At 65.5% G+C, this 18,389-nt stretch carries 10 protein-coding genes; 1 reads left to right on the top strand and 9 read right to left on the bottom strand.

Annotated features, from left to right (window positions below; translation table 11 throughout):
• Nucleotides 1-26: 26 nt before the first annotated feature.
• From GRI62_RS07385 to GRI62_RS07400, 4 genes are all read right to left on the bottom strand, one after another.
• Nucleotides 27-2,981, bottom strand: coding sequence for a TonB-dependent receptor domain-containing protein (locus GRI62_RS07385; protein WP_131452706.1), 2,955 nt, complete (start codon nt 2,979-2,981; stop codon nt 27-29).
• Nucleotides 2,982-3,508: 527 nt separating this feature from the next.
• Nucleotides 3,509-5,329: a translation elongation factor 4 gene (gene lepA, locus GRI62_RS07390; RefSeq protein WP_131452707.1), complete on the bottom strand. Its 1,821-nt coding sequence runs from the start codon at nt 5,327-5,329 to the stop codon at nt 3,509-3,511.
• A gap of 37 nt (nt 5,330-5,366) precedes the next feature.
• On the bottom strand, nt 5,367-7,607 hold the full coding sequence (locus tag GRI62_RS07395; RefSeq protein WP_131452708.1) for a putative bifunctional diguanylate cyclase/phosphodiesterase: 2,241 nt from the start codon (nt 7,605-7,607) through the stop codon (nt 5,367-5,369).
• 89 nt (nt 7,608-7,696) lie between these two features.
• Complete coding sequence (locus GRI62_RS07400; protein ID WP_234027390.1) at nt 7,697-10,546, bottom strand: EAL domain-containing protein; 2,850 nt, start codon at nt 10,544-10,546, stop codon at nt 7,697-7,699.
• Between the two features lie 164 nt (nt 10,547-10,710).
• Between GRI62_RS07400 and GRI62_RS07405 the strand changes: the two genes are divergently transcribed.
• Nucleotides 10,711-12,030 carry an FAD-dependent oxidoreductase gene (locus GRI62_RS07405; RefSeq protein WP_131452709.1) on the top strand — a complete coding sequence of 440 codons (1,320 nt, stop codon included), beginning with the start codon at nt 10,711-10,713 and terminating at the stop codon, nt 12,028-12,030.
• A 289-nt stretch (nt 12,031-12,319) separates the two neighbouring features.
• Here the strand turns inward: GRI62_RS07405 and dnaN are convergent, their stop codons facing one another.
• The 5 genes from dnaN to GRI62_RS07430 all read right to left on the bottom strand — a co-directional run bounded on the left by dnaN (nt 12,320) and on the right by GRI62_RS07430 (nt 18,385).
• The gene (dnaN, locus tag GRI62_RS07410) at nt 12,320-13,447 is read right to left on the bottom strand and encodes a DNA polymerase III subunit beta (protein WP_131452710.1); all 1,128 of its coding nucleotides are present in this window, start codon (nt 13,445-13,447) and stop codon (nt 12,320-12,322) included.
• A 276-nt stretch (nt 13,448-13,723) separates the two neighbouring features.
• Nucleotides 13,724-14,488: a 3-oxoacyl-[acyl-carrier-protein] reductase gene (fabG, locus tag GRI62_RS07415; protein ID WP_131452711.1), complete on the bottom strand. Its 765-nt coding sequence runs from the start codon at nt 14,486-14,488 to the stop codon at nt 13,724-13,726.
• A gap of 52 nt (nt 14,489-14,540) precedes the next feature.
• On the bottom strand, nt 14,541-16,502 hold the full coding sequence (locus GRI62_RS07420; protein ID WP_160731842.1) for a beta-propeller domain-containing protein: 1,962 nt from the start codon (nt 16,500-16,502) through the stop codon (nt 14,541-14,543).
• Nucleotides 16,503-16,593: 91 nt separating this feature from the next.
• Nucleotides 16,594-17,547, bottom strand: a complete 954-nt coding sequence (gene fabD, locus GRI62_RS07425; protein WP_131452713.1) for an ACP S-malonyltransferase — start codon at nt 17,545-17,547, stop codon at nt 16,594-16,596.
• Nucleotides 17,548-17,560: 13 nt separating this feature from the next.
• Nucleotides 17,561-18,385, bottom strand: a complete 825-nt coding sequence (locus GRI62_RS07430) for an LD-carboxypeptidase (RefSeq protein WP_131452714.1) — start codon at nt 18,383-18,385, stop codon at nt 17,561-17,563.
• Nucleotides 18,386-18,389 lie beyond the last annotated feature (4 nt).

Raw genomic sequence — 18,389 nt, forward strand, 5'->3', positions numbered from 1 at the left:
GTAGCGATCGCTCGCCCGGTTGTCGCTTAGAAGCGGAACAGCACCGAGGCGAAGAAGTCGCGGCCAAGCGTGTCGTAGACGCTCGGGTAGGTGTTGGCCTGCTCCTGGTTGTCACCAAGCAGCGTGCCGTTGTTGGTGTTGCTGACGATGATTCCGTCGAACGTCGGGGTCATCGGCAGGGTGTCGAACACGTTGTTCACACCGACCGTGAAGGTGACGTTCTCACGGAAGTCATAGCCAAGCGTCAGATCCACGAGATCGTAGGCCGGGATACGCTCGGTTCCGTTGAAATCGCCGTAGTCGACGGTGTCATCGTCATCATCGACCGCCGACAGGTGGCGCCAGCGGGTCGAGAAGGTCAGCGGACCATCGACGTAGGTCGCACGGGCCGTCCACTTGAACGTCGGCGTGGGCTGACCGCAAGCGGTACCGAACACACCGGCGCAATCGAGCAGGTCGGAGTCTGGGGTGGCCAGGAACGAGCTTTCCTCGGTCCAGGTGCCCAGGAAGTTCAGGTTGAGGTCCGAACCGCCATTGCCGAGCAGCGAGAAGTCCAGGTCCATGTTGTAGGAAACCTGAAGATCGATACCCGAAACCACGAACTCAGCGATGTTCTGAGCGCCGAGAACAGGGGTCGAGTCGACGTCGATCGCACCCTCGGGACCGCGGATGTCTCCGAACCCGAAGAAGGGTCCGCACAGCGGGTTGCCCGCATCCTGGAACTGGTCGAAGCACAGGTCGAACGACTGCTGCAGCGAGATGGTGCTGATCGCATCTTCAATCTTGATGTTGAAGTAGTCGGCCGTCACCGTCAGGCCAGGAATGGCCAGCGGCTGGATGACCACACCGAAGGTGTAGCTGTCCGAGGTTTCTTCCTGCAGGTTCGGGTTGCCGCCGAACAGCGCAGGGATCTGCGCGTTGGGCTGGATGATGGCAGCATTGCCGAGGTTCGCCGCGGGCACGCCGTTGGCAAGGCACAGGTCACGCAGGGCACCCGGCGAAGCAGCCGCCGGACGACCGCACGGGTCGGTCGCACCGGGGAAGCCGATCGCGGTTCCCTGGAACAGTTCGGCCACGTTCGGCGCACGCACCGCACGCTGGTACTGACCGCGGAAGGTGATGTCCGGGATCGGAGCGAACTCGACACCACCGGCGTAGGTGAACACGCCGCCCACGGCTTCCAGCGAGTAGTCGGAGTAACGGGCTGCACCGGTCAGCTCGAGACGAGCCGAGCCGAATTCGACCGGAACGCTGATTTCGCCGAACACTTCCTTGACGTTGTACGAACCTTCGGTCGGGTCACCGGCATTGAAGCCGATCACGTCGCCCGAGGCCAGCGCGGTGTCAGGAATGAACTGCGAGGCAACGCGACGATATTCACCACCAAGCGCGAAGCCGATCGGCTCAGCCTGCCCAAGTGCGAAATCGCCGAGCGTGCCCGAGATTGCCGCCGAAGCAACTTCCAGGGTCGACACGTCGCTGTTCTGCGCCAGGATCGAGATCTGATCGACCTGCTCCTGGGTCAAGCCACCTTCGTCGAAGATGTTGATGCCCGAGGTGGTGCCATTCAGCGCATTCTGGAACGCCGAACGCGAGATGTTACCGGCCTGGATGTTGGCATTACGCGTACGGTTGTACGTGTAGTACGCATCGTACTGCAGGTAATCGGTGATGTCGCCACGCAGGCCGGCGAGGACGCGGAAGGCGTTACGCTCGTCGAGCGAGTTACGCGAACCGGTTTCGATGACACGACGCTGAAGCGAGGCGCTCACGGTGCCGGGGGCAGCACCCGCCAGGGGCGAAAGGCCCGCAGCGATTCGTGCGGCGTTGGCTGCGGTTTCACGCGCATCCAGCGTCTGCAGCTGCTGGAACACAGCCGTGCTGACGAACGGCTGCACCGCGGCGAGGTTGACGTCGAACGTGCCGGTCACCGGGGTGGCGGCCAGTTCGGTCGCCACGCGGTTGTTCACGAAGGCCACTTCCGCATAGGGAACGGCCCAGTCGGTGATCTCGTATTCGGCGTAGCCGCCGAGCAGGTAACGCTCCTGCGGGATCTGCAGGTAGTTCACCGGCGCGTAGTTGTAGGTGTCACCCGCACGGGCACGTGCAGCGCCGCTGCCCACGTCGAAGATGGCGTCGTCGATCACCAGGCCACTGCCCAGCGCGAAGGTGGTGCCATTGACGACGGTGCTGCCCGGTGCGTTGAAACGCAGGGCCGGCATGGTCGAGGAGCCGAACTGCTGCAGCGGCTCGCCGAAGCTTTCACCACCAAGCGCGAAGTTCGAGAAGGCACGGTCGCCCTGGAAGAGGGGATCGCGGCTGTAGTATTCACCGAAGACGGTGGCCTTGCCACGACCGTCGGCGAAATCGGTGCCGAGGGCGCCGTGGATTTCGTAACGGTCAGCATCGCCGCGGTCGGTGATCGAGTACTGGGCACCCACTTCGACGCCATCGACGTGGCGCAGGCGGAAGTTGACGACGCCGGCAAGCGCATCCGAACCGTAAACGGCCGAGGCACCACCGGTCACAACGTCGACCGATTCGATCAGGAACGAGGGGATGGTGTTGAGGTCGACCAGCTGGGAGGTATCGAAGAACATCCAGCGGCGGCCGTTGACGAGCACGAGCGAGCGCGTGGCGCCGAGGCCGCGCAGGTTCAGCGTGGCCGTGCCGTTGCCGGGGTTGTTCGAAGCGGCGGTCAGGCCGGGAACGACCTGCGGCAGCTGGTTGACGACGTTCTCGACGTTGACGGTGCCGGACAGCTCGAACTCGGCGTCGTCGACGACAGCAACCGGAGCGGCGGTGTCGGTGTTGCGACGCTGGATGCGCGAACCGGTAACGACGATCGGGCCAGCTTCCTGGGCCGAGGTGATTGAGGGGTCGTTGTCACCGACGTCCTGCGCCATTGCCGGCGCGGCGAACAGCGATACCGAGATCACCGAGCTCGCGAGCAACGCTGACTTGGTCTTGCGATTAAACATAAAGTACTCCTGGAAAGAGGACGAAATTGACTAGAAGAAGGTCCTGACGCCGCGGGCGTTTGCCCATGGGCCGGATCGAGCTGTGAAACCCTCCTTCCTGCCCGAGCCCCAAAGCATTTCACCCTGTCACACACAATCGCGGAAACGTGCGGTTTCACACGACACGATTTCGTGTGACATTTTTGAAACAATGGCGTGGCGCGACATCTCCCCCGACCCGTGAGGCACCAATTTGTCGCGATATCAGTCGCTTGTTCGCAAATGCCATCGATCCGGGAGGGGGGTGGGCGATCATTTATGCAAGTTCGAGACCCCGCAGATCGCTGGTGCGCGGGTTTGCCACCCGCTTCTGCCCGCCATTGCGAGGACACGCCCTCACCTGATGCGCGATCGCCAAACGGCATCAGTGAATGAGAGTGCGGCCCTCACATCGCAGACCCGTGAAAGTCTCGTTCGCCATTTGGCCCCAAGGCCATGGGTTGACACCGAGTATCGTGAGGTGGCCGACCAATACGCTTAGCGGCAGCCTACTCCTCGCCCATGCGCAGCGCCGCGATGAAGGCTTCCTGCGGGATGCTGACGTTGCCGTACTCGCGCATCTTGGCCTTGCCCTTCTTCTGCTTGTCGAGCAGCTTTTTCTTGCGGCTGATGTCGCCGCCATAACACTTGGCGGTCACGTCCTTGCGCAGCGCGGCGATAGTCTCGCGGGCGATCACCTTGCCGCCGATCGCGGCCTGGATCGGCACCTTGAACAGGTGGCGGGGGATGAGGTCCTTCAGCCGCTCGCACATGCCGCGTCCACGCGCCTCGGCCACGTCGCGGTGGACGATCATGGATAGCGCATCGACCGGCTCGTTGTTGACCAGGATGCTCATCTTCACCAGGTCGCCCTCGCGAAGGCCGATCTGTTCGTAATCGAAGCTGGCATAGCCGCGGCTGATGCTCTTCAGCCGATCGTAGAAATCGAACACCACTTCGTTCAGCGGCAGCTCGTACGTGACCTGCGCGCGTCCGCCGACGTAGGTAAGGTCGATCTGCACGCCGCGCCGGTCCTGGCACAGCTTGAGGATGGAGCCGAGGTATTCGTCGGGCGTGTAGATGACCGCCCTGATCCACGGTTCGTCGATGCGGTCGATCCGGTTGGGATCGGGATAGTCGGCGGGGTTGTGCAGCAGGATCTCGGCCGCCGGGTCCGTCCGCGACTTGCTCAGCTGGATACGATAGACCACCGATGGAGCGGTGGTGATGAGATCGAGGTCGTATTCGCGCGTCAGCCGTTCCTGGATGATTTCCAGGTGCAGCAGCCCCAGGAAACCGGCGCGAAAGCCAAATCCCAGCGCCGCGCTGCTCTCCGCCTCGTAGGTGAAGCTGGCATCGTTCAGGCGCAGCTTGCCGATGCTTTCGCGCAGCTTTTCGAAGTCCGCCGCATCGACCGGGAACAGGCCGCAGAAGACCACCGGCTGCACTTCCTTGTAGCCTTTCAGCGCCTCTGTCGCCCCGTTCTTCACGGTGGTGATGGTATCGCCGACGCGGGCCTGCTCCACCTCCTTGATCTGCGCGGTGATGAAGCCGATTTCGCCCGGTCCGATGTCCGGCAGATCGGTGCGCTTCGGGGTAAAACAGCCGACACGATCCACCAGGTGCTGCGTGCCGCCCTGCATGAATTTGACCTCGAGGCCCTTCTTCAGCACGCCGTCGATCACCCGCACGAGGATGACCACACCCAGATACGGATCGTACCAGCTATCGACCAGCATGGCCTTCAGCGGCCGGTCGCGGTCGCCCGTCGGCGGAGGAATCTTGGCGACCACGGCCTCCAGCACCTCGACGATGCCGATGCCGCTCTTGGCAGAGGTGAGCACCGCCTCGCTGGCGTCGAGGCCGATTATCTCCTCGATCTCCAGCTTGACCTTTTCCGGCTCGGCGGCGGGAAGGTCGATCTTGTTAATGACGGGCACGATCTCGTGATCGTGCTCGATCGACTGGTAGACGTTGGCGAGCGTCTGCGCCTCCACCCCCTGTGCCGCGTCCACCACCAGCAACGCGCCCTCGCACGCTGCAAGGCTGCGGCTGACCTCGTAGGCGAAGTCGACATGGCCGGGGGTGTCCATGAGATTGAGCTCGTAGGTCTTCCCGTCCTTCGCGGTATAGTTCAGGCGCACGGTCTGCGCCTTGATGGTGATGCCGCGCTCTTTCTCGATATCCATGTTGTCGAGCACCTGCTCGCTCATCTCGCGGTCGGTCAGCCCGCCCGTCGCCTGGATGAGACGATCTGCCAGGGTGGACTTGCCGTGGTCGATATGGGCGATAATGCTGAAATTGCGGATCAGCGAAAGGTCGGTAGACATGGCGGCCCTCTAGCCGGGTCGACCCTCCCCTGCAATTCTAACCCGCGCGGCTTGAACCCATGGTGATGTCCACCTGCAGGAAACGCGGACGCGAATGTGCGGCGCGGCGCTCAATCGGGGGGGTGTAGTGCCCCGCGGGCAGCGCCTGCAGCGGCATTCCGGCGGACGCGAGCATATAGGGCGACACGCGGTGCCGCGTACACAGCCCGCCTGCCCCGTCGCTCACCAGCGGGGTTTCGAACGACAGGCCCTGCGTCGCGTCCTGCGCCCGCTTGACCATGCCGACGACCAGTTGCCCTTCGCCAAGATCGAGCACCAGTTGCGTCCCCACCGGCACATCCACCAGGCCTTCGATCCGCGCGCCGGTGCGCGACAGGTCGCGCAGCATGGCGGTGTAATGATGATCTTCGTGGATCACGCCCACGCGGCGGAACAGCGTGCGACGGTCGGCGCGGTGCTTGGCCGGACCGATGGGCTCGTAGCGCAGTTCGCCGCTTTCCAGCTTGTCCATCACATCCTGGTGCGAAACCGCGCGCGAAAAGATGAAGCCTTGCATCAGGTCGGCATCGAGCCCGGCGATCGTCTCCAGTTCGTCCATCGCCTCCACCCCCTCTGCCGTGGTGGTCATCTTCATGGCCTTTGCCAAGGAGACGATGGCGGTGATGATGGCGGTGTTCGAATTGTCGGGTTCGCTGCAACCGCGAATGAAACTCTGGTCGATCTTGATCTTGTCGAACGGAGCCCGGCGCAGGTAGCTGAGCGACGAATAGCCGGTGCCGAAATCGTCCAGCGCCAGTTTCACGCCCAGCCTGCGCAGGCGGCGGAACATCTCGTCCGTGGTGCCGGCATCGCCCATGAACACGCTTTCGGTGATCTCCAGTTCCAGCCGCCGGGGCGCGATTCCCGCGGCCGTCAGCGCGCGGGAGACGACCGTGGGCAGATCCTCGTTGGCGAACTGCTGGGCCGATACGTTGACGGACACTGTCAGGTCGGCGGGCCATTCGGCGGCGTCCCTGCATGCCTGGCGCAGCGCCCATTCGCCAAGCTCGGCGATCAGACTGCTTTCCTCTGCAATGGGAATGAACACGCCGGGCCCGATGACGCCGCGTTCGGGATGATTCCAGCGCATCAGCGCCTCGAACCCGCGCACGGTGTGGTCGCGCGATCCGACCACGGGTTGATAGTGCATTTCCAGTTCGCCCCGGGCCAGCGCGTCGCGCAGGTCTTCCTCGATCTCGCGGCGATCCTCGGCGGTTTCCTTCAGGTCGTTGGAATAGAAACGGAATTGCCCGCGTCCGCCACCCTTGGCCGCATACAGGGCAAGGTCTGCTGCCTTCACCAGCTCCGCCGGCTCGACCCCGTCGTAGGGCGCCACGGCGACGCCGACGGACGTGCCGATGGTGGCCCGGCTTCCTTCGATCGAATAGGGCTGCGAGATCATCTGGATGATCCGGTTGGCAATGTCGCCCAGCCGCCCGCGATCGTCGATGTCGGGTAGCAGGATCTGGAATTCGTCGCCGCCCAGCCGGCCCACTTCGGCCCCCTCGGGCACGATGCGCTGCAGCCGCTGGGAAACCTGCCGCAGCAGCTCGTCGCCCGCCGGATGGCCGAGCGTGTCGTTCACCGCCTTGAACCGGTCGAGATCGAGCATCACCAGCGCGCAACTGCGTTTTTCGACCTTGTAGGCCGTAAGGATCGCCTGCAGGCGCCGGTTCATCCGGTGACGGTTGGCGAGGCCGGTCAACGAATCGTATTCGGCCAGGCGCGAACTGTCGCGCTGCTGCTGATAGCTGGCAGTGACGTCTTTCGCGCTGCCGCGATAGCCGACGAAGTTCCGGTTGCCGTCGAAATGAGGCTTGCCGGTGATGTTCCACCACACCTCGGCCCCGGATTGGCTGCCCGATCCCTGCGCGTGTAGCAGGCGCACCGAAAGGTCGGAAAATGTCGTGCGCGCGCTCAGCAGGAATGACAGGGGGCGCGTGCGATCCGCATGCTCGGTATCGTGGACGGTTTCGAACAAAGTGCCGAGCGGGCGGCCGATGACCGGATCGCCACCTGCGACCTGGCCGACTGCCATGGGAGAGAGATAGGTGAGTCGGCTCTCGGCGTCCGTGGCCCAGAGCCAGGCAATGCCCGCCTGCTCGAAGCTGTCCAGCAAGGCCAGCCTGTCCGCTTCCCTGAAGCCGGGGACGGCGGCAGCGGCCGCCTCGGCGTCGGGCACGCGAACCGGATCGGCACCCTGGCCGCCAAAGGTCCTGAACATGCCGCGAACGCCCATTCGCCTCTCCATTTTGCCGCCCGGAGGCGACGCGAGGCCCGTGGCCCCAAACCTGAATCCCATTTTAACGATACAAGCTTACCAAACCGCTAAGCCGATGCGGCCAAATTCCCCCCCGCCGTGGCGTCGCCCTCCTCGTCGTCGACATGGCGCGGCGCCTTGCCCTGGATCGCGCTGATCTGTCCCGAAACGTCACGCTGCAACGGGTTGGCGAACTCCACCCCCATGCGCTCACCCGCGCTCCATCGGGTCGTGCAAACCACCGAAAAATTCTGCGAGATCTGGACGTTGAAGATGGTGCCGGCCGGCACGTTCCACAGCCCTTCGATCATGGCGCCGGTCGTTGAAATGTTGCGTATCCGACCGTTGTAGAGGTGTCCGTTGTGATCGAGCACGACCCTGCGCAGCATTGTCTGGCGCGGCGACCTGTTGGACTTGGGCCCCTTGGCAAAGGCCTGCAGGCCGACGGCAAGCCGCGCGTTGGCGGCTTCGAAATCGAGCGCCTTGTCGAAGATGTAGCCCTGTACGTGGCTGCAACCGTGCATCCGGATGAGGTTCAGCTCGTCATGCGTTTCGACGCCCTCGGCCGTGGTGTCCATGCCCAGCGACTGGGCAAGGCTCGTGATGGAGGAAATGATCGCGCCATTCCGGCTGCCTTCCTCGGTCATGCCGCGCACGAAGCTCTGGTCGATCTTGATCTTGTCGAACGGCGCCTTCTTCAGATAGCCGAGCGAGGAATAGCCGGTCCCGAAATCGTCGAGCGCCAGCCGCACGCCGATGCGCTTGAGCGCGGCGAACATGGCATCGGTGCCCTCGTCATCGCCCAAGAACACGCTTTCGGTGATCTCCAGCTCCAGCCGCGAGGCGCTGACGCCCGCCCGGGCGATGGCATTGGCGACGATGGTCGGCAGTTGCACGTTGGAAAACTGCACGGGCGAGACGTTGACGGCAACGCGCACCTCTTCGGGCCACTGGGCGAGATCGCTGCAAGCCTGGCGCAGGGCCCATTCGCCGATCGGCTGGATCAGGCCGCTGTCCTCCGCAATGGCGACGAAACGATCGGGCGGGATCCAGCCCTTGACCGGGTGATGCCAGCGCAGCAGCGCCTCGAAACCGGAAATCCGGTCCGTCGCCAGCGACACGACGGGCTGGTAGTGCAGCGTCAGCTCTCCCCTGGTGATCGCGTCGCGCAGATCCTCCTCCAGCTTGGCGCGCGCATCGGCCTCGGCATGCAGATCTTCCGAGTAGAAATGGTATCGCCCGCGCCCGCCGTCCTTTGCCGCGTAAAGCGCCAGGTCGGCGTTGCGGATGAGTTCTTCCGAATTGTCGCCGTGTTCAGGCGCCATGGCGATGCCCACCGAAGCGCCGATCACAACGCGCTGGCCATCGATGGAATAGGGTTGCGACAGCGAATGGATGATCTCGCTCGCCAGCTCGGCCAGCTTTTCGCCTTCGACGCCGGAGGGCACGATCACCTTGAACTCGTCGCCGCCCAGTCGGCCGACCTGCCCCATGGTGGCCACGGCCCGTTCCAACCGCGCGGACACATGCTTCAGCAATGCATCGCCCGCGGGATGGCCCATGGTATCGTTGACCTGCTTGAAACGGTCGAGATCGAGCAGCAGGATCGCGCAGTGCCGGTGCGCCTCCATCGGCGCATCCAGGATACGCTCAAGCGCCTGTGACATCTGAAAGCGATTGGCGAGCCCCGTCAGCGCATCGTAGCGTGCCAGGCGGTTCGCCTGCTCCTGGCTGCGACGCCTTTCGGTGAGGTCGGTCCCCGAGCCGCGGAAGCCGACGAAATTGTCGAACTGGTCGAAGATCGGGCGGCCGGTGATCGACCACCAGCGCTCCTCGTGCTCGATCGCGGCGCGAACCGGCAACTCGCCGAAGGCGGAGCGGGCGGACAGATGGAACTTCAGCGTGCGTTCCCCTTCCTCGCCGGTATCGTTGAGGTCGAACAGGCAGGTCAGCGGCTGCCCCAGGACCCTGTCGGGGTTGCGCTTCAACGCCTTGGACACAGGCGGCGAGACGTAGGTGAGCAGCGCGCGCCGGTCGGTTTCCCAGAACCAGCCCTGTCCGGTCTCCTCGTAATCCGCGAGAATGTCGCGCGCCCTGGTCATCGCCCGTTCCTGCGCGTCGAGCCGGTCGTCCTCGCTGCGCTGGCTGGCAAGCTGTTCGCGGGTGACGAGGCCGGCGACAACGAAGCCGACCAGCAGCCCCAACCCGCCTGCTAGCGAGGAATGGATCGTCACCGCAGCAGTCCACAACGCCAATTGCGCGGCGAAGATCGCGGCCGGCTGGCGGCGCAGATAGGCGGTGGCGATACCGCTGACGCACAGCAGACCCGCGAGCGCGACGTCCCAGCCGATCCCCCCGTTGCGCGCCCAGATGGTCAGGCCCAGCCCGAACAGGAACATCGGCACCACCACCACGGCCAGCAATCCCAGCGCCTTGGCATAACGGCCGCGCTCCAGCACGATGTCGTGCACCTTTTGCACTGTCGTGGCGCACAGGATGCCGCAGGTCAGGATGGCCCAGGTGGTTATGCGAGGCGATTTTTCGGCCGCGATCACGCAGATCGCGATCGTCGCGATCATGCTCAGCACCAGGTATGGCCACTGGCGTGGGAACCAGTGACGGTGCGGATTGAACAGCGTGGGGGAGTTGAATGCGCGCTCCAGCTCGGGTGTGCGACGCGCGCGATCGCGCCGGTCGAGATCGCCCCGCGGGCGCACCCCATCGGCCTCGCCAATTGAAACTTCGTCCTGTCGGGGGGCGTCGGTCCGCCGCGCAGCCAGCCTTGTCACCAGTCTGGCAGGCGCAGGCTTGGGCCTGGGCTCAGGCTTGGGCAGCGGCGCAGGCGAACGCGCCTGCTCGCCCGTGGACGCGGGCGATTGCGCTGCCTGTTGCCGGACCAGACGGGTGGCACGATTCATCACGCCCTCTTGGCGCAAACCCCTTGGAGAACCGTTAACCCGGTGCGAACAATTCCCTGGGGCGAGCTCTCGCGACCCGCCCCCTCGCCTCCATTGCCGTGGCGCTCGAAATGGTTAAGGTCGATGGGGGCTGCGGTGCTTTGCGCAGACGGGCGGGAGACGACATGCGGCATATCGCTATCATCGGGTCCGGGCCGGCCGGTTATTACACTGCCGAGGCCGCGCAAAAGGCCTTTGGCGAGGATGTGCGCATCGATATCTTCGACATGCTGCCGGTGCCCTACGGCCTGATCCGCACCGGCGTTGCGCCCGATCACCAGTCGATCAAGGGCGTGGCGCGCCGGTACGAGAAGACAGCGCTCACCGACCATGTCCGCTTCGTCGGCAACGTGGCTGTTGGCCGCGATGTGCAGGTGGCCGAATTGCAGCGGCTTTACGATGCGGTCGTGCTGGCGACGGGCGCGCCGAGCGACCGCGAACTCGGCCTGCCGGGGGCGGACCTCGGCAATGTCTTCGGCAGCGCTGCCTTTGTCGGCTGGTACAACGGCCATCCGCAATTTGCCCGGCTCGATCCCGATCTTTCGGGCGGAACCGCGGTGGTAATCGGGATGGGCAACGTCGCTCTCGACGTGGCGCGCATCCTGGCCAAGACGCCGGCCGAACTCGCATCCAGCGACATCGTGGCCCATGCCTATCAGGCGCTGGAAGCCAGCCGGATAGAGCGCGTGGTCATCCTCGGCCGGCGCGGGCCGCACCAGATCATGATGACGCCCAAGGAACTGGGAGAGCTTGGCCATCTCGAACGTGCCGCCCCACATGTCGATCCACGCGATTTGCCCGACGCCGGCGAAGACGCGTTGCTGGAGCCGGGGCTGCGCAAGTCTGTCACCCTGATCCGCGAGTACGCAGCCACGCCCGAGCACATTCGGGCGGAGAAACCCGTCGCCATCGAATTCGCCTTCTTCGCCCAGCCCGTCGCGCTGATCGGAGAGGGCAAGGTGGAGGCCATCGAGGTCGAGCGCACCGTGCTCGAACGCGGGCGCGCGGTGGGCACGGGCGAAGTGGAGCGGCTGCGCGCCGACATGGTCGTCAGTTGCATCGGCTATCGCACCCACCCCATCCCCGGTGTGCCGTTCGACGCGCGCGAGGGCCGCTTCGCCAACGATGGCGGGCGGATCCTGCCGGGGCTCTACTGCGTCGGCTGGGCGCGGCGCGGTCCATCGGGCACGATCGGCACCAACAAGCCCGACGGTTTCGCCATCATCGACGCCATCACCGAGGACGTGGCGGCGGGCACCCTGGGCAACGGCGGCAAGCAAGGCCGCGCCGGCTTTGACGCGCTGGCCGCGGAGCGCGGACTGGACATCGTGACCTTCAAGGACTGGAAGCGTATCGAGAAAGCCGAAGAACGCGCCGCGCGCGACGGCTCACCGCGCGAGAAGTTCGTCGATATCGAGGCCATGATCAGGGCGCTGGGCACCTAGCCGGTCAGACCGGACCTGTTCCGGGCCGACGCTTTCTCAAATGGGCTCGAAGCTTTTCACCATGCGTTTCTAATCCTCGCCAACCATTGTCGAAGGATGCTGTTCACCGGCGTCACAACCCATCTGCCTGGCCGCATCTGACCGAGGACCTTGGTTTCGCACCCCTGCAAATTACTTGCGACTAGCCTCTTTTGGCCTTGGCCCAAGACAGGCTTCTGCAAGGACAAGGCCATTTTGTTTCCGCCGCGGAAAGAGCACCGGCCCGGAACAAGTCCGGGCTGGTCACGAATCAAACCCGCATCGGCATCAGCACGTAAAGCGCCGCGCTCTTCTCGTTCTCGCGGATCAGCGTGGGCGCGCCGGCGTCGGCGAAGTGGAGCTCCACCGTATCGTTGCCGAGCTGGGCAAGGATGTCCTTCAGGTAGCCGGCGTTGAAGCCGATCTCCATGGGATCGGAGGCGTACTGCGAGCTGACTTCTTCCACCGCGTTGCCGTTGTCGGGGCTGGTGACGGTCAGCGTCACCTTGTCGGCTTCAAGCCCCATCTTGACGGCGCGGGTCTTTTCGGTGGCGATGGTGGCCACGCGGTCGACGCCGGCGAACAGGCTCTTGGGATCGACCCGCAGCAGCTTGTCGTTGCCGGTCGGGATCACGCGGCTGTAATCGGGAAAGGTGCCGTCGATCAGCTTGCTGGTCAGCACCACCCCGCCCTCGCCGCCCAGCGTGAAACGGATCTTGCTGGGGCTGAGATCGACCTGCACGTTGCCCTCGTGCGCCTCTTCCAGCAGCTTGCGCAGTTCGGCCACGGCCTTTCGCGGCACGATGACGTCAGGCATGCCTTCTGCGCCGGCGGGGCGCGCCAGCGTGAAGCGGGCCAGGCGGTGGCCGTCGGTTGCCGCCGCCTTCATCACGCCGCCATCCTCGTCCGAGACGTGGAGGAAGATGCCGTTCAGGTAATAGCGTGTCTCCTCGGTGGAGATGGCGAAGCGGGTGCGGTCGATCAGTTCGGCCAGCGTCTTGGCGGGCACTTCGAAACTGGTCGGCAGGTCGCCTTCGACGATGACCGGGAAGTCATCACGCGGCAGGGTCGGCAGCTTGAACCGGCTGCGGCCGGCCTTGATTTCCATGCGGTTGTCCGAGCAATCGAGGCTCACCTCGCTGCCGTCGGGAAGCTTGCGGGCGATATCGAACAGCAGGTGCGCGGAAACGGTGATCGCGCCCGCGCTGTCCACGCGATTGGCGCGCAGGTTGTCGATCACCTGCAGGTCCAGATCGGTTGCCATGATGCGCACATGGCCATCGTCGCTCGCCTCGATCAGCACGTTCGACAGGATCGGGATGGTGTTGCGTCGCTCCACCACGCTCTGCACGTGGCTCAGGCTCCGCAGCAACTCGGCGCGTTCGATGGTGACCTTCATCGCAAGTTTTTCCCCATTCGTGCGCCGCGGGAAATCGGTAGGTGACCGGGATACCCCGGAATCGCCCGCCAGCGCCGGTAAATTGCCGGATTACCCTTAGCGACAGGGCGGATACGGGCAAGGAAACGGAGGGGGAACACCCGATTCCTTGGGGAAAACTAGGATGGTCCTTCAGCAAGGCCGGCTCCGCGGCCTTGTCCTCCCGGCTGTTCCCTGCGGGGCCGGTCCGGGCGGGCGGCCGCCCTTGCGGACCCTTGGTCCGTTCCGAGACCGTGCCTACCCTAGCATCGCCATGCCGCCGTTCACGTGCAGCACCTGGCCGGTGACATAGCTCGCCTCGCGGCTGGCGAGGTAGGCAACGGCGGCGCCGATGTCCTCGCCCTCGCCCATGCGCGCCATGGGGATGCGGGACGTAATGGCGCCCTTCTGCTTGTCGTCCAGCGCCTCGGTCATCGCGGATCGGATGAAGCCGGGCGCCACGCAGTTCACCGTGATGTTGCGGCTGGCGACTTCCTGCGCGAGGCTCTTCGACATGCCGACGAGGCCCGCCTTGGCGGCGGTGTAATTCATCTGGCCGGGATTGCCCGTGGTGCCGACGACGCTGGTGATGTTGACGATCCGCCCGAAGCGCGCCTTCATCATCGGGCGCACGCTGGCGCGCATCAGGCGGAAGGCGGCCTCCAGGTTGACACGGATAACGTCGTCCCACTCGTCATCCTTCATCCGCATGGCGAGGTTGTCGCGGGTGATGCCGGCGTTGTTCACCAGGATGTCGATGCGACCAAGGGTATCGACGGCGGCGGGCACCAGCTCCTCGACCTGCGTGGTGTCCGAAAGATTGCAGGTGATCTCGACATGGCCGTCATGCTCGTGCTGCGCGGACTGGCCGTTCAACTCCTCGCGAAAGGCGCGCAGCTTGCCGCCGTTCGAGCCGGAGAGCGCCAGCCGCGCCCCTTGCGCTGCGAGCGCCCGTGCAATCGCCGAGCCGATCCCGCCGCTGGCGCCGGTAACGAGGGCGTTCATTCCTACGAGTGAGAACATCGATCCATCTCCAATCAGTTGGCCGGTGCTCTTGCGCCTCATGGCGTCGGGGTCAATCCTGCGTCCCTTGTGCGGGTCCGCGCGGCGTGAAATTCGTGCGTCGCCGTTCGCGGATGCGGCCGCCGTCCAGTTCGCCCTCGACCAGTTCGTAACCGAGCAGGGCGAAGATGCGATTGCGCAGGAAGATGGGGCGCGCATTGCCGTACCAGTCGACGCAGCTCGCAACGCAGCCATCGTCTGTGCCCGCCTTGGCCCGGCTCTCGAGATCACCGGCGGGCGTGAACTGGCGATCGTCGCGGCGCAGGAAGAATATGGCAGAACCATTGCCCAGGAACTCGCCCCCGCTGCCCGTGCGCGTGCGACTGACGGGGAGGCCGAGAGTGCCCGAGATGCCATCGGGCGAACCGGGGTCGGCGCGGTAGAAAAAGGCCTGGCTGCGCACCTCGCCCTCGCTCGCGGCGGGAAGCAGGTAGGTGTCCTCGACCCGTGCCTGCTCGCCCAGGGACACTGCCGAAAAGCCCAGCGCATTGCCGCGGCCCGGCCCGATGGCAATGGCATCGCTGCCCATCACGTCGAAACGGGTGACGCCGTGCGTCAATTCGATGCGCTGCGCCTCGCGCCCGTCGACCGGCGCGGCATAGAAGAAGCGCGCGTCGTTCTCGTCGCCGTAGTTTGCTGCCGCGTACAGCAGGTAGTCGCCCACGAAGCGGTTGTGGAAGCGGTAGCCTGCCACCGGCGGCAATTCGCGCAAGGCGCGCTGCGGCAGTTCGCGGGTGCCGTCGGTAAAGGCGGCGAGCGGCACGGTCAGCAGGCCCAACTCGCCGCCAGAGAACTCGCTGCCCCACATGCTGTCGCCGTTGCCCTCGCCCCGCAGGACCACGCGCAGCACACCGTCGCGGGCATCTTCGGTAAAGGAGAACTGGTCGATCGGTGCGCCGTCGACCGGCACCGATCCGGGGCGCGACCCGTCGAGCGGCAGGCGGTAGAGCTGGCCGGGCACCGCCGCGATGCCGGTGTTCCCGCGGGCGAGCGGCGAGGTCCAGACATAGACCGAACCAGGCGATACGTAGAACGTACGGCTCCAGCTGCCGAGCACGGCAGTGGCATCGCAGTCGAGTTCGGCGGCGGACAGATCGCAGCGCGTCACCGTGTGCGCGATCTGTGGCACGACCTTCCCCCGGCGCATTCCTTCGGTGATGTAGATGTCCTGCGGTTCGACCAGCGCGACGGCCTCGCCCCCGGCCCCGCCCCGGCGCAGCGCCGGCATCGACGATCGCCAGTCCGCCCAGTTCAGGGGGACAGGCGCGTAGAAGATCAGCTCGTCGCCGATCATGCGGCTGGCGTAGTTGCTCGACGAATAATAATCGCCGGATCGCAGGTAATGGGTGTCGCGGTAGGTCAGCGAACCGTCCGCGCCGAGCCGGAAGCGGCTGATCTCGGTGCCGAAATTGCCGTAGCTGTAGCCGACCACGACGACCTGGTCGCCGCGCACCAGCATCTCGTCGTACCAGGTGCCCTGGTTGTAGGCGCCGGGCGGAAAGGCATCGACCTGGCCGGCGGGTCGCAGCATGTCTCCGCCATGCCGGACGGTGAAGATCCGCCCGCGCCGCAGGATGACGAGATAGTCGCCCGCATCCTTGACGATGGCGCCTTCGTCGACGCTGGCCTCCTGGGTGTTGGTAATCTGCTCAGGCGATGAAACGGCCGAGTCCATTGCCGGAGCTGCCATGGCTGGGGGTGGCGGCGGGGGCGGTGGGGGCGGGGGCGGCGGCGGGGGCACCGGCCCGTTGACTGACGAACCCGTTACCACGATCGCCGCGTCCCTTTCCTGTTGCAGGCCCTGAATGCGCGCGACGAAGCGTTCGAAGCTGGCTTCGCTGTCGAAAGCTTCCAGTCCCTCTCCAGACAAGTCGCTGGCGCTCTGTGCCCGTTCCCCGGGACCGGTCGATTGGCATGCTGCGAGCACGCTCGCGGCGATGACGAAGGTCAGTGGTGCACGGATCGGCAACTGCATGAGGCTCTCCCCTAAGGCCCGGCGTTACAGTGTGGCAAAATTTGCGCCCGCCACCTGAACGCGGGATTTACAGTTGCTGCCCCGCGGTCGATCAGATGGTCTTGGCCAAAGCCTCGATGTCCTCCATGCCGACGACGCTGGTTATCATCGCATCGGGTGCGATCTTCTTCACCATCGGGCCGACAACCTTGCCGCCCAGTTCGACGAAATGCGTGGTCCCTGCCGCGTGCATGGCCGCCACGCTTTCGCGCCAGCGCACGCGGCCGGTGATCTGCTCGACCAGCAGGCGCTGTTCCTCGGCAGGATCGGTCACCGGCGCGGCGGTCACGTTGGAGTAGACGGGCAGGCGGAACGCGGCGGGCGGCATGTTGCCAAGCGCGGTTCGCATGCGCTGTGCCGCCGGCTGCATCAGCGAGCAGTGGAAGGGCGCCGAAACGGGCAGCTTGATCGCGCGCTTGATGCCGTGTTCCTTGGCGAGCTCAACCGCGCGGTCGATCGCGGCGAGGTGGCCGGAGAGCACCACCTGCCCCGGATCGTTGTCGTTGGCGACCTCGCACACGCTGTCTGCGCCTCCCGCGAGGGGCCCCTGCGCGGCCGCATCGGCCAGCGCCTGCGCCTTGTCGAGGTCAGCGCCCAGCAGCGCGCACATCCCGCCGACGCCGATGGGCACCGCGTCCTGCATGGCGATACCGCGCGTGCGCAGCAACCGGGCGGTGGACGCCAGGTCAAACGCGCCGACGCTGGCGAGCGCCGAGTATTCGCCCAGCGAGTGCCCGGCCACCGCCGCGCCCTTTTCGGACAGGACGAAGCCGCCCGCCTCCAGCACGCGGACCACGGCCAGGGCATTGGCCATGATTGCGGGCTGGGCGTTGGCGGTCATGGTGAGCTCGCTTTCCGGCCCATCGCCCATCAAGGCAAACAGCTTCTGGTTCAGCGCATCGTCCACTTCCTCGAATACCTCGCGCGCATGGCTGCTGGCCTGGGCAAGATCGTGCCCCATGCCGATCTTCTGGCTGCCCTGCCCGGGAAAGAGAAATGCGATCATGATGATGTCCTTGTCAGTTGCGCAGGCTGCGGGGGGGGCCGCCGAAGGGGACGATGGCGTTGGCGGCATCGTGCCCGATATCGGCGCGGCCGAGGAAGGGGATGCCCGATCTGTCGCACCAGTATTGGGCGATGGCGACCTCGTCCATGCCGAAGGGGCGGTCGTTTTCCGGGACAGCGGTAACGCGGCCCAGCCGGATACCCGCGGCGCCGCGCAGGTGCTGTGTCACGTGAAAGAACAGGCGATCGACGGCGTAGAGATGTTCGGCCACCTCCTCCACCATCACCACGTGGCCCGTCAGGTCGGGCATCAGTTCGGTGCCCGCCAGCATGGCCAGCGTCATCAGGTTGAAGGCGACCGTCGGAGCCGTATCCAGCGGGGGCGGCGCGGGTTCGCCGGAGAGGAAGCGCAGCACACGGCGGATTGCCTCCTCGCCGCCTTTGCGCCGGATGTCGCCCGCCAGCGGGCCGTGGACCGGGCGGCCGATGCCGTGGCGGTAGAGGCCGCCGAGCAAGATACCCGTGTCCGAATAGCCGAGATAGGTTTTGGCGGACGCCGCTTCGTCCAGGGCTGCCAGCGCGTCTGGCGCGATGCGGCAGGCACCGTAGCCACCCATCGCGAACCACACGGCGTCGATGTCCGGGCCATTGGCCACTTCGACAAACGCGGAGCGGCGCAGGTCGTCGTCGCCGGCGAAATGGCCGGTTTCGACAAAGCACTGCGGGTGGAACGCGAGATCGACGGCCGGAAATTCCGTCGCCGCCAGCGCGAGCACGGCATCTGCGCGGTCGCGGCGGATGGGCTTTCCGGGGCAGACGAGGGCGACACGCGTGGTCATGGTC

It is taken from the genome of Aurantiacibacter arachoides, from assembly GCF_009827335.1.
In the GTDB taxonomy this organism is placed as follows: Bacteria; Pseudomonadota; Alphaproteobacteria; order Sphingomonadales; family Sphingomonadaceae; genus Alteraurantiacibacter; species Alteraurantiacibacter arachoides.

Coding starts and splice junctions, on each gene's coding strand:
- fabG (WP_131452711.1), bottom strand. CDS start 14,488: ATGTTCTCACTCGTAGGAATGAACGCCCTCGTTACCGGCGCCAGCGGC.
- lepA (WP_131452707.1), bottom strand. CDS start 5,329: ATGTCTACCGACCTTTCGCTGATCCGCAATTTCAGCATTATCGCCCAT.
- GRI62_RS07420 (WP_160731842.1), bottom strand. CDS start 16,502: ATGCAGTTGCCGATCCGTGCACCACTGACCTTCGTCATCGCCGCGAGC.
- GRI62_RS07395 (WP_131452708.1), bottom strand. CDS start 7,607: ATGGGCGTTCGCGGCATGTTCAGGACCTTTGGCGGCCAGGGTGCCGAT.
- dnaN (WP_131452710.1), bottom strand. CDS start 13,447: ATGAAGGTCACCATCGAACGCGCCGAGTTGCTGCGGAGCCTGAGCCAC.
- fabD (WP_131452713.1), bottom strand. CDS start 17,547: ATGATCGCATTTCTCTTTCCCGGGCAGGGCAGCCAGAAGATCGGCATG.
- GRI62_RS07385 (WP_131452706.1), bottom strand. CDS start 2,981: ATGTTTAATCGCAAGACCAAGTCAGCGTTGCTCGCGAGCTCGGTGATC.
- GRI62_RS07430 (WP_131452714.1), bottom strand. CDS start 18,385: ATGACCACGCGTGTCGCCCTCGTCTGCCCCGGAAAGCCCATCCGCCGC.
- GRI62_RS07405 (WP_131452709.1), top strand. CDS start 10,711: ATGCGGCATATCGCTATCATCGGGTCCGGGCCGGCCGGTTATTACACT.
- GRI62_RS07400 (WP_234027390.1), bottom strand. CDS start 10,546: ATGAATCGTGCCACCCGTCTGGTCCGGCAACAGGCAGCGCAATCGCCC.